Source organism: Rhodococcus coprophilus NBRC 100603, from assembly GCF_001895045.1.
Lineage (GTDB): Bacteria > Actinomycetota > Actinomycetes > Mycobacteriales > Mycobacteriaceae > Rhodococcus > Rhodococcus coprophilus.
In genome coordinates this window covers 194,008-206,661 of the sequence record NZ_BDAM01000007.1, presented here as the reverse complement: position 1 = coordinate 206,661, position 12,654 = coordinate 194,008, and the positions used below count along the sequence as shown (strand labels likewise).

Below are 12,654 nucleotides of genomic sequence, written 5' to 3'. Positions count from 1 at the left end.
CGGGCGTTGCCCCGGCTTACGCTGGGGCAATCCGATTACTCGGAGCCGCTGAACTCGATCTCGGAGATCGAACTCTTGTTGCTCCCACCGTCGGAGCTCAGGCCCGTGATCCACACCAACACGTGCGAGGTGCCTCCATCGGCCTCGAGCGGAATCTCGGTCTCGCCGGATCCCAGTGTCCCCGAACCGATCAGCTGGGTCTGGTCGAGAGAGGTCGAATCCGATGGTGCGCTCCGGATCTCGACGACCGTTCCGGGCGACGAGGACGTGATCTTCGCCGACGACAGCGTCGCCGAGTCCTCGAGCGTCACCAGGAGGCCGACCCCGTTCTTCAGGGAGGGGAACGGATCGAAATAGGCGTCGGTGCTCCACGACGTAGCAGGATCACCGTCGATTGCCAGCGACGCCGACGCGGGCGAATCGGGGGTGCCCTGCGGGGAGAACACCGCCACCGAAGAGGCGGTGACCGGTCCCCCTGCCGCTGCGGGAGCCGCCGCGGACGGAGGAGCGGACTCGGGTGACGCGGGTGCTTCAGCGGTCGGCGTGAGACCGAATTCCTGACTGGTCAGCGGGGCGTCACTCGTGTCGCCGGCGAGCAGATTCGTGATCCACCAACCGATGAGCGACAACAGCACGACCGTCGTGATCCCCAGGCCGATCAGCGCGTAGAGCATGCGCTGGGAATGCTTCTTCTTCTGCTCGAGTGCTTCCGGATCGGCGAGCGCGTGGGTTTCGGTCATGCTCGCGCGCTGGCCGATCCGCAGGGCGGGAATCAGATCGGTCTTCTGATCGACCACCGACGCCTGATCGAGGATGTGCTGCACGGTGGCTGCGGTACGGATACCGCCGTCGGTGCTCAGCGCTCGCACGGCGACGGCAGAGATCTCGAACGGCACGTCGGGACGGAGCACCTTCGGCTCGACGGGCTTTCCGTCGGCGCCGCGGTCCGCGTCCGGCATCCCACCGATGGTCGCACCGCTGTGATGCGGCGCCGGGGGGCGGCCGGGTGCGGCCGGTTCGTCGAGCGGCCAGCGACCGGTGATGAGCCCGTAGAGGCTCGCGCCGAGGCCGTGCACGTCGGAGACGGCGTCCGAATCCGAGAAGGTCGCGGGGAATGCCAGGACCGCGTCACCGGAGACACTGATCCGGATCCGGTCGGGATGGTCGATCGACAGCGCGCTGCCCGCTCGGTGCGAAGCTTCGGCGGCAGCCGCGAGAGCGCGGACGGCACGCGCGGCGCCCAGCGGCGACGGCTCGGTTGTGGACATCTCTCGCAGCGACCGGCCGGGCGTCCACTCGGCGACGACGATGCCGCCCGAACTTCCGCGGACCACGTCGAGGACACGCGCCAGGCCGGGCGAATTGATCCGGCCGAGCCGGAGCGTGCGGGACAGGATGGCCTGCGGGGAGTCCGGACCGGTGCCGTCGGCGGCACTCTGGTCGGCGTCCACGAAGGTCAGTGCCACTTCGCGATCGAGCTTGACGTCGAGTGCCTGCCAGAACCGCAGGCCGCGCGCGCCGCCGTGGGGCGAGAGGAGACGGTACCGTCCACCGGCGACGGAGGCGCCCGCAATGAGCTCGGGGCCGCGCATCGTGCGGCGTGGCGCCGCACCGGGGACTCGTACGGGCGGGAGCTGCGGCGATCCGATCGGTATGACTCCGGTGTCGTGGTGGGTGTCGCGCGGCGGCCTGGGTGGCGTCGGCCGTTGATCGTTGCCGGCCGGCGTCGAACCCGCCTGCTGTGACGCGTCGATCGTGGACCTTCCGGCAGCGTGGTCGTCGTCGCTCACCCTCACTCCTTCGTTGTCGACTCGTCCACTTCCGGTGCGGAGCCGAGGATCGCCGGTGGGGGCCGCGAAGTAGCGCGGACCACGGCGCCCGTGTCGAATCTGCTGTTGACCAGGGTACGGGAGTTGTTGCTGCGCCTCGCCTCGACGGGGCACGTCTCTGATCGCCGGCATGATCTCGGTGATCGCGTCGTACGGACCGACCCCGTAATCGCCGTAGTCGATGCGTGGCAGGACGACGGTCTTCTCGAGATCCGACTCGGGGTACGCGTCGTAGACGAAGCGCCGGCGGGCGGGAACCACCGCTCCATCGTCCTGCGAGGTACCGGTGGCACCGGCCTCTTCGGATTCAGGCTCGTCTGCACCGCCACCGCGCACCGCGGAGATCTTGCGCCGGACCGCGGCTTCGATCGCCATGACCTCGGGCACCTTGAGCAGGTACATGCCGACCAAGGCGACCAGCAGCATCAGCACACCGCTGATCGCGACGCGCACCATCGAGCCGAGACCACCGAAGCGCTCGGCGAGGGCGTCGAGCTGCAGTAGCCGGTCGGCGACGAGGACGACGCCGGCGGCACCCGCCGACGCGAGCACCACGTGCCAGATCGTCCGGCCCACATTGGCCATCCGCAGGTCACCGAGGGTGCGGTGCAGCAGGAAGCCACCGATGAACGCACCGCACGTGAAGGCGATACCGGTCGCGACGCCGAGGAGGACGACAACCTGCTGGTCGTCGGTCGCGACCACCGGGGCGAGCGCCGACAGGCCGATCTTGACGGCGGTGATCCCGAGGATGATCCAGGTCGGGGTCCACGCCTGCTCCCGCGCATAGAACACGCGCAGGTGGATGAGCACCAGCGAATACGGGATCAGCGTGAAGGCGGACCAGCTCACGGCCTGGCCCAGGAGCGAGGCGTTGCCCGCGCCGAAGTTGCCGTACCCGTACAGCGCGGTGCCGACGTGCGTGCCCGCGATCGTGAGGAACGTGACGATCGGGATGAGCGCGATCATCGTCATGCGCGTCGCTACCGATAGGTCGTCGACGACCGCTGGGGTGTCGCCTTCGGCGGCGTTGCGGCTCAGCCGCGGCATGATCGCCGTCAGCACGGTGACGCCGAGAACGCCGTACGGCAACTGCAGCAGCAGCCAGGCGTTGTTGTAGATCGCCGGGCCGGCAGCGTCGGCACCCGACGAGATGTTGGTCGCGAAGATCATGCCGATCTGGCTGATCAGCACGTACAGCACGATCGCGGCGGCCATACCGCCGAACTGGCGCAGGCGGTCGTCGAGGCCCCACAGCGGCTTCAGATTGATGCCTTCGCGGCGCAGGGCAGGGATCAGGCACATCGCTTGGGTGACCACGCCGAGAAGCACACCCAGACCCAGGACCAGCAACTTCGGCTCGCCCATGCGCACCGGGTCGAGGCTGATCTCTCCGGGCATCAGGTAGTAGATCACCAGCACGACGAGCACGACGACGTTGTTCGCGACCGGAGCCCAGGCGCCGGGCTTGAACACCTGCCGCGTGTTCAGGATGCCGGTGAACAGGCCCGACAGGCCGTAGAACACGATCGCGGGCAGCAGCAGGTACGACAGTGCTGTCGTCAGCGACGTCGACACCTTGCCGGAGTCGTCGAGGAACACATGGGTGGTGAGCAGCGGCGCGGCGGCCACGGCGAGGATGGTGGCACCACCGAGCAGCACCACCGCCGCGGTGAACAGCCGCCGGACGAACGCCTCGCCCCCGTCAGGGTCCTCGCGTTCGGCTCGGACGAGCACCGGCACCACGATCGAGGTGAGCACGGCGCCGAGGACGAGCTCGGAGATCATGTTGGGGATCTGGTGGGCCACGGTGAACGAGGACGCGACACTCGCACCGAGCAGCGTGAGGATCAGAAGCTGCTTGAGGAACCCGGTGATGCGGCTGACCAGGGTGGCGACGGCGATGGAACCGGTCGCGGCGAGCAGGCTCGGAGTCTTCCGGGCGGTGGGACCTGCACCGGTGACGTCCGGTGAAGTCGTCGGTGACTTCACGTCGTCGCGGGTCGCGTTCCCCGTCATTCTCGTTCGTACCCTTCGTCGGCTGGATCCGGTTCCCCGCGGAACCGGTGCAGAAGCCGCCTGCCCGCCAGGAACAGCAGGAGCGCTCCCGCACAGCCCGTGACGATCGCGAGAATCCGGCCATACGCATTGGAACGTACCGTCACGTTGGTCGGACTGCCGAGAGACAGGCCGGAGTCCGTGGTGAGCGAGAACTCGAGCGAGAGCTTCCGCGAGTCGCTGATCTGAGCGGGCACCGTCAGAGTGCGACTACCGCGCGGAGGAAGCTGGGTCGGTCCGATATCGGTGATCTCCATCGCCGCCGGCGCGTCCACATTCAACCGCACTGTGATGCCCACGGGCAGATCGTTGCGCGCTACCAACAGTAGGGGACTCTGTTCGGAAGTCAGGGTGTACACACCGCCCGGTGAGAGGACTGTCACTCCCGCGAACATTCCGTCCACGGCCTCCTCGACTTCCACAGCGCGCAGATCCGCAGCGTCGGCTGCTCCCTCGGGATCTTGACCACGACGTCCCGCGGACGACATCGCGCGCAACAGATCCTCCCGCAGCGGCGCGAGGAACTCCTGCGGTGTCAGCTGAGCCTGGAGATCCTCGACCATCGCAGCCTGGAGGGCGTCGAGTCGCGGTGGCTGTTCGGCAGCGATCGTGAGCACCTCTGCCGACGCCCCGTCGGTGATCGCCTGCTCCGGATAGGAGAGCGCGGACGCGATCGGGTCGTCGGCGGTCGCGGCGGCCGCCGCCACGAACTCGGCGAAGGGACGTGCCGTCGCGGTGCCGGAACGAACCAGGGACGAGACCATCGACAGGGTCGCCGACGCCTCCTCAGGGGACGGTGTCCACACCTGGGGCGGAGCGAACAGCACGGACCGGCCCGCGGGGGGCAGGGGCAGTCCTGTCGCTTCGCTCACGGACGGAGTAAGCGCGGGCCAGGCCAGCGCGCCGAGCGCGTCCTGGAGGCGCGCGGTCGCGGAGTCGTTGCCGAGTTCGTAGCGTGCGGACTTGGTCACGAACGACGGGGTCGACGGTTCGTAGCCCATCCCCGCGAGGGCGGCTGCCGCCGAAGCGTCGAACAGGCCCGCGGTCAGTCCGTCGACTCCGGACACACGGACGGCGTTGCGCGGGGGCAGGCCGCTCATGCCGGCCCTCCCGTCCTCCACCGCGGTATCCGCGAGGAGCGCTGTGACCGGGCCGTTCGCGGCGGCGAGGAGTCCGGCTTTCTCGGTGAGGACTCCCGAATCGGGCCAGACGACGTCGGGGAGAGACGTGGTCCTGAGGATCGTGTCGATGATGGTGCGCGGGGATTCGAGCGCGGGAACGTTCAGCGACGGGTCGTCCAGTTCAGCGAGCGCGGTGAGATCCACCTGGGCGAACGGCACCGCGACCGTGCACATGGACGCAGCCAGATTCCGGATCCGTCCGAGCCAGGCTATCGCCGCGTCGGTGCCCGATCCCGGCTGAGCGTCACCCATCGGATCGGCGGGGTCGTCCACGACGAGGTAGTCCCGGGTCATGTTGGTCACGGTGACCAGCAGGTCGGGGTCGACGGCCAGGCACATCCCTTCCGTGACGCGCGGGTCCGTCTCCAGCGCCTGCTCGGCGGCACGCAACAGCCCGTCGAGCCGTCCTCCGTCGGCGAGCGACGTGGCGAGCACGTCGTCGACGAGGCGCACCGGTTCGGTCACCGAGCCGGGGACACCCGATGCCAGCCGGGGCTTGTCGGCGAGGGGCCACAGCATCGAGACGGCGACGGGACGCGACACGTCGGGAGGTACGGCGGGAAAGGTGTCGGCCGCGCTGCGGGGCGTGGTGCTGCCCGTCCCGCCCGACTCCGCAGCCGCGGAGGTTCGTGGGCCACTGGTGTCCTGGCCTGCGGGTATGCCGAGAACGGGCAGGAGAAAGCGTGCATCGTCCAGCCGGGCCTGTCCCCCGTACTCGGGTGAGCCGTTGACATTGACGAGCAACGGATAGACGCCCGGAGTGTCGATACCGAGCGACGGTTCGGCTTCGGAGCGGAGAGGTAGTTCGATCGTGAAATCGACCCGGTCGCCCTGGCCGAGCCGGTCGGTCACCTCCTCGAATTCACCGACGGTGTCGAACCCCGACTGGTCGAGGGAGAGCGAGGTGCGCAATGCGGCGGGGTCGGAGATGACGGGTGCCCGCTGGAGCCGCACCCAGACGTCCTCGACGTCGCGGTCGCCGACATTGGTGACGGTGCCCTTGACGGTGACCACCGATTCGCTGGTGAGCGACACCACCGATGGGGTGATCTCGTCGATTGCCAACTCGAGGAACTCGGGGCCTTCGGAGGTCGGCTGAGCCGACACGGGTGCCGGAATCGCCACACCGATCGTCGTGAGAACGAGCGCGAGCACGGCCAGAACCGCGGCACCCGCCCGGGAAACCACCACCGTCATCCGAGATGGGCCCCCGGTTCGTCGGTGCGGGGACGCACCTCGGGATGCATCTCCGCAATGAGTTGGTCTGCGACGTCGGCGAGCTTACGTTCGTCCGCGTAGGCGAGTCGTGACCGGAGCTCTCGGAGCGGCACCCATGCGACTTCGGTGACTTCTACGTCTGCGTCCGACAGTTCGCCGCCGAGGTAGCGCAGAAGGTAGTGGTGCACCGTCTTGTGGACCCGGCGGCCTTCGGTGACGAACCAGTAGTCGATGCTGCCGAGCTCGGCGAGCACTGTGCTCCGTACGCCGGTTTCTTCGTGCACTTCGCGCATCGCCGTCATCTCGGCGGTTTCGCCGTGTTCGATGTGGCCTTTCGGCAGCGACCACAGAAGCCGGCCGCGGCGATCGGTGCGTCCGATGAGTGCGGCGCACAACTTGTCGGGTGGGCCACCGAGTCCGTCGACGACGAGCCCGCCCGCGGAGGTCTCCCTGACGGTGCGCAGGCGCGGGACCGGAGCGCCCGGAGCGCCCGGGGCTCCCCCCTGAGCAGCCTTTTTCGCGCTCGTGCCACGACGCCGCGAGCTGCGGCGGTTGCGATTGGCACGTTCGGCGGGCGACACCTAATAGATAGTAGATGTAGCGCCGTCGGTCCCGGCTCAACCACACGAACGCCCTGCTCGGTAAGGTGCAAAGACGTGAACTCACCCACCGCAGATCCCGACCGCCGAACCCGGTTGCTCGCCGGAGCCGACGTCACTCTGCGCTCGTTGTCCGATGTCCTGGCCCCTCTCGGCGCACGGTTCGCCGAGGCCGGCCACGAGCTGTATCTCGTGGGTGGCAGCGTCCGTGACGCCGTGCTCGGTCGGCTGGGCACCGATCTCGACTTCACCACTGATGCGCGGCCCGAGAAGGTCCAGGAGCTGTTGCGCGGGTTCGTGGACCATCAGTGGGACACGGGTATCGACTTCGGCACGGTCAGCGCGGCCAAGGGATCCGAGCAACTCGAGATCACCACCTTCCGCAGCGACGCGTACGACCGCGTGACCCGGCATCCCGTCGTCGAATACGGCACGAGTCTCGAAGAGGACCTGGTCCGACGCGACTTCACCGTCAACGCGATGGCAGTCCGGATCGGCCCGGACGGCGCCGGTGAGTTCGTCGACCCCCTGGGCGGAATGGATGCGCTGCTCGCGGGCGTACTCGACACACCTGCGCGACCGGAGGATTCGTTCGAGGACGACCCGCTGCGGATGTTGCGCGCGGCGCGCTTCGTTTCGCAGCTGGGTTTCACGCTCGCCGACCGCGTCCACACGGCGATCCAGGAGATGGCCGACGAGATTTTGCGCATCAGCGCCGAGCGGGTGCGGGCCGAGCTCGACAAGCTGATCCTGGGAGACCATCCGGTCGAGGGCATCGAGTGCATGGTGGAGACCGGTCTGGCGGAGCGGGTGATCCCCGAGATTCCCGCGATGAAGCTCGAGATCGACGAGCATCACCAGCACAAGGACGTGTACTGGCATTCGCTCACGGTGCTCACGCAGGCGATCGATCTCGAGGACGGTGATCCCGACCTGGTGCTGCGCTGGGCAGCACTGCTGCACGACATCGGCAAGCCCGGCACCAAGCGCAACGAATCCGGCGGTGGGGTCAGCTTCCATCACCATGAGGTGGTCGGGGCGAAGCTGGTGCGCAAGCGGATGCGCGCACTGAAGTACCCGAAGCAGATGATCGAGGATGTCGGCCAGCTGGTGTTCCTGCATCTGCGGTTCCACGGTTACGGCAAGGGTCAGTGGACGGACTCGGCGGTGCGCCGGTACGTGCACGACGCCGGCGACCTTCTCCCCCGGCTCCACAAACTGGTGCGCGCCGATTGCACGACCCGCAACAAGCGGCGCGCCGCCGCCCTGCAGGCCACGTACGACGACCTGGAGGTCCGCATCGCGCGGCTGGCCGAGGAGGAGGGCGTCGCGAAGGTCCGGCCCGATCTCGACGGCAACGCGATCATGGAGATTCTCGGCCTCCCCCCGGGCCCCGAGGTGGGGCGCGCGTGGAAGTTCCTCAAGGAACTGCGGCTCGATCGAGGTCCTCTCGACCGCGACGAAGCCGAGGCCGAACTCCTGAAGTGGTGGGAGCAGCAACCGAAGTCCTGAGGTTGTTTCCGGCACCTCACAACTCCGTGTGTCGCCCGTGAGCCAGATGTCACAGCGTGCTCATCCCGTTTGACGCATCCGAAACACCGAGTCCGCAGCATGGAGAGCGTCGTATCGGCGACGGCACCGGCGGGACCACGGTGCCGGCTAGGAGACTCGGATGCAGGACGCAATCACGACGGTGAAGACCGCCTGCTCCTACTGCGGTGTCGGGTGCGGCATGGTGCTCGACGTCGCCACCGATCCGGAGACCGGAACCCGCAGGGTGGTCAAGGCCTACGGCGACAAGGATCACCCCACCAACAGGGGCCGGTTGTGCACCAAGGGCGCGACGAGTGCGGAGATGCTCGCCGCGGGAGGGCGGCTCGAGACCGGCTTCGTGCGGGACGTCCGAGGTGGAACGCTGTCCCCGGTGCCGGTGGACGCCGCGATCACCGAAACCGCACGCCGATTGTCCGAGATCCTCGAGACCCACGGACCCGACGCGGTGGCGTTCTACGTGTCCGGTCAGATGTCGCTCGAGTCGCAGTATCTTGCGAACAAGCTCGCCAAGGGCTTCCTGCGAACCAGTCGCATCGAATCCAATTCGCGGTTGTGTATGGCGTCGGCGGGCACGGGTTACAAGCAGTCGCTCGGATCGGACGGCCCGCCCGGTTCCTACGAGGACTTCGATCACGCCGACCTGTTCTTCGTATCCGGGTCGAACATGGCGGACTGCCATCCGATTCTCTTCCTGCGGATGATGGAACGAGTCCGGCGCGGTGCGAAACTCGTCGTCGTCGACCCGCGCCGCACCGCGACTGCGGACAAGGCCGACCTGTTCCTCCAGATCGCACCGGGTACCGACCTCGCGCTGCTCAACGGACTGCTCCACCTGATCGTCGAGAACGGGCACGTCGATCGAGCCTTCGTCGACGAGTACACGGAGGGGTGGGAAGCCCTGGAGGCGCTCGTCGCCGAATACCCTCCGGCTCTCGTCGCCGGCATCACCGGCCTTGCGGAGTCCGACATCCGCACTGCCGCGCGGTGGATCGGAGAGGCCGGGGAATGGATGAGTTGCTGGACGATGGGGCTCAACCAGAGCACGCACGGCACCTGGAACACCAACGCCATCTGCAATCTGCATCTCGCAACGGGCGCGATCTGCCGCACCGGCAGTGGCCCGTTCTCCCTCACCGGTCAGCCCAACGCGATGGGCGGGCGCGAAATGGGTTACATGGGACCGGGTCTGCCGGGTCAACGCAGCGTGCTCTCCGACACCGACCGGGTGTTCGTGGAGGAACGCTGGGCGCTGCCTTCCGGCACGCTTCGCCCCGAAGCGGGGACCGGCACGGTCGACATGTTTCGGGAGATGGCGGAGGGAAACGTCAAGGTCTGCTGGATCATCTGCACCAACCCGGTGGCGTCGGTCGCGAACCGGGCGACCGTTCTCGAGGGTCTCGAGAAAGCCGATCTGGTCATCGCGCAGGACGTGTTTCTCGAGACCGAAACCAACTCGTACGCCGATATTCTCCTGCCCGGCGCGCTGTGGGCGGAGTCGGAGTACGTGACCATCGGCTCCGACCGGACCCTGAACCTGTTGCAGCAGGCTGTGGAACCGGTCGGGGAAGCGCTGCCCGACTGGCAGATCATCGCGCGGGTCGCCTGCGAGATGGGATTCGCGGACGCCTTCACCTACTCCTGTGCCGAGGAGGTCTTCGAGGAGATCAAGCAGTTCTGGAATCCGCAGACGGGGTACGACCTGCGGGGTGTGTCGTACGACCGGCTACGGCAGGGTTCCGTGCAGTGGCCGTGCGCCCCGGACACCGGTGACCGCAATCCGGTGCGGTACCTCAACGACGGCAACAGCCGGTCGCTGGTGGTCCGCGAGGACGGATCCGTGCCGCAGCTGGCCTTCGCGACCCCGGACGGGCGAGGTCGATTCTTCGCCCGGCCCCACCTTCCGGCCGAGGAACTACCCGACGACGACTACCCGTTCGTTCTCAATACCGGACGGGTGCAACATCAATGGCACACACTCACCAAGACGGGCAAGATCGCGAAGCTCGGCAAGCTCGATCCCGGACCGTTCGTGGAGATCAACCCCGAGGACGCGGTGCGGTATTCGATCTCCGACGGTGACGCGGTGGAGATCACCTCGAGGCGGGGCCGTGCCGTTCTTCCGGCGGTGGTGACCGATCGGGTGATGCCCGGCAACTGTTTCGCCCCGTTCCACTGGAACGACCTGTTCGGGGACGACCGCGCGATCAACGCGGTGACGAACGACGCCGTGGACCCCGCCTCCTTACAGCCGGAGTTGAAGGTCTGTGCGGTTGCAGTGGCAAAGGTCGCTGTGCCGCCCGAACCGGCACCCGTCACCACGGACGATTCGGTGATCGGGCGGATCGCGGCGGAACTCGGGGTCGCGGATGTGCCGGTCCCTCGGTTCGGCGACGACGAAAGAAATTATCTTGCAGGGCTTCTCGCAGGGCTGCGTTCGTCGAACGTCACGGCCCCGCCGAGCCTGCCGCGTTCGGCGCCGTTTCCGGCGGCCACACGGGCCTGGCTCGACGGACTGCTCGCGGGGATGTATGCATCGAACGGGCCCACCGGCGATGCCTCCGGAACGACGTCGGACGAGGCAGAGGATTCGGAACCTCCCGTCGTGGTGGCGTGGGCATCCCAGACCGGCAACGCCGAGTCCTTCGCGGAGGTCTGCGCCGACCGTGTGCGTGCGGCCGGCCGAGCGGCGACCGTCGTCGACATGTCGGCGATGAACGTCACGGACCTCGTGGATGTTCCGGAATTGCTCTTGGTGACAAGCACATTCGGCGACGGGGACGCGCCGGACAACGGCTCCGCCTTCTGGAAGCGCCTCAGCGGTGACGACGCCCCCGCTCTGGCAGGTACCCGCTACGCGGTCCTGGCTTTCGGCGACTCGAGCTACGACGACTTCTGTGGCTACGGACGCAAACTGGACGAGCGCCTTGCCGATCTCGGAGCGACCCGCCTGGTGCCACGCGTGGAGTGCGAACCTGACTTCGAGGACAAGGCGAACGAGTGGGTCGGTGCGGTGCAGAAACTGGTGGCACGCGGTGAGGTGCCGCCCGCGCCCGCGCTCCAGGTGGCAGCACCGGCGTACACCCGCAAGTCTCCGTTGGTCACCCGGTTGACGCGCAACACGGCTCTCAGCGCGACCGGATCGTCGAAGGATGTGCGGCAGTTCGGATTCGAGCTGTTCGACCCGGAATTCGAGTACGTTGCGGGTGATGCTCTCGGGGTCATGCCGACCAACGGACCCGAGGCCGTCGACGAATGGCTCCAGGTGACCGCGCTCGATCCGGAAGCGCCTGTCGAAACCCCCGACCGGCCCACTGTCGGGCTTCGGGAAGCCGCTGCCCGGTATCTCGACATCACCAGGACCACCACAGAATTGCTGCGCTTCGTACAACGCCAGAGTGGAAGCGCCGAACTCGCCAAGTTGCTGCGACCCGGTAACAAGATCGAGCTGCAGCGGTGGCTGTGGGGGCGGCAGGCGATGGACGTCATCGCCGAATACCCCTTCAAGGCGCCGCTCGAGGAATGGCTCCCTGTCCTCACCCGGCTGCAACCGAGGATGTACTCGATCTCGTCGAGCCCGAAGACGAACCCGCGCGAGGTGCAACTCACCGTGTCGGTGGTCCGATACGGTTTCGAGGGCCGCGATCGGGCCGGCGTGTGTTCGAGCTTCCTCGCCGATCACAGCAAGGGTGTCGACATCCCCATCTTCGTGCAATCCAACCCGCACTTCCGGCTTCCGCCGGGCGACACCCCGATGATCATGGTGGGTCCGGGCACGGGTATCGCCCCTTTCCGGGCATTCCTCCACGACCGCCGCGAATCCGGGCACACCGGCCGGAACTGGCTCTTCTTCGGCGACCAGCGTTCCGACACCGACTACCTGTACCGCGACGAGATCGAGCAGATGCACGCGGACGGGTTTCTCACCAAGCTCGAACTCGCGTTCTCGCGCGACCAGCGTCAGAAGGTCTACGTCCAGGACCGTATGCGGGAGCAAGGCGCCCACCTGTGGAGGTGGCTGGAGGACGGTGCCCACTTCGCGGTGTGCGGCGATGCCGGGCGAATGGCGAAGGACGTCGACGCGACGCTCCGCGAGGTGGTTCAGACGCACGGAAGGCTCGATCAGGACGCCGCTGCGGCCTACGTCGATCAACTCGTCGCGGAGAAGCGGTACGTCCGCGACGTCTACTGACCACCCCTGCTCCGATGGCCGGTGAC

General features: G+C 67.6%; 5 protein-coding genes. 2 read left to right on the top strand and 3 right to left on the bottom strand.

The genetic code is table 11. The features are described from left to right. Positions 1-35: 35 nt before the first annotated feature. Genes murJ through RDCOP1_RS12855 form a run of 3 tightly spaced genes read right to left on the bottom strand, consistent with a single transcriptional unit; the run spans position 36 to position 6,867 of the window. Positions 36-3,848 (bottom strand): murein biosynthesis integral membrane protein MurJ, encoded by a 3,813-nt coding sequence (gene murJ, locus RDCOP1_RS12865; protein WP_072701097.1) that lies wholly within the window; start codon positions 3,846-3,848, stop codon positions 36-38. Then, positions 3,845-6,265, bottom strand: a complete 2,421-nt coding sequence (locus tag RDCOP1_RS12860; protein ID WP_072701095.1) for a DUF6049 family protein — start codon at positions 6,263-6,265, stop codon at positions 3,845-3,847. Before RDCOP1_RS12860 ends, murJ begins: the two co-directional genes overlap by 4 nt. Then, positions 6,262-6,867, bottom strand: coding sequence for an NUDIX hydrolase (locus tag RDCOP1_RS12855; protein ID WP_072701093.1), 606 nt, complete (start codon positions 6,865-6,867; stop codon positions 6,262-6,264). Before RDCOP1_RS12855 ends, RDCOP1_RS12860 begins: the two co-directional genes overlap by 4 nt. 75 nt (positions 6,868-6,942) lie before the next feature. Here RDCOP1_RS12855 and RDCOP1_RS12850 point away from each other — a divergent pair, with 75 nt between their 5' ends. Beyond that, a complete protein-coding gene (locus RDCOP1_RS12850; RefSeq protein WP_072701091.1) occupies positions 6,943-8,397 on the top strand; it encodes a CCA tRNA nucleotidyltransferase in 1,455 nt (484 codons plus the stop codon). A gap of 160 nt (positions 8,398-8,557) precedes the next feature. Then, the gene (locus tag RDCOP1_RS12845) at positions 8,558-12,628 is read left to right on the top strand and encodes a bifunctional nitrate reductase/sulfite reductase flavoprotein subunit alpha (protein WP_072701089.1); all 4,071 of its coding nucleotides are present in this window, start codon (positions 8,558-8,560) and stop codon (positions 12,626-12,628) included. The last annotated feature ends 26 nt before the right edge of the window (positions 12,629-12,654 follow it).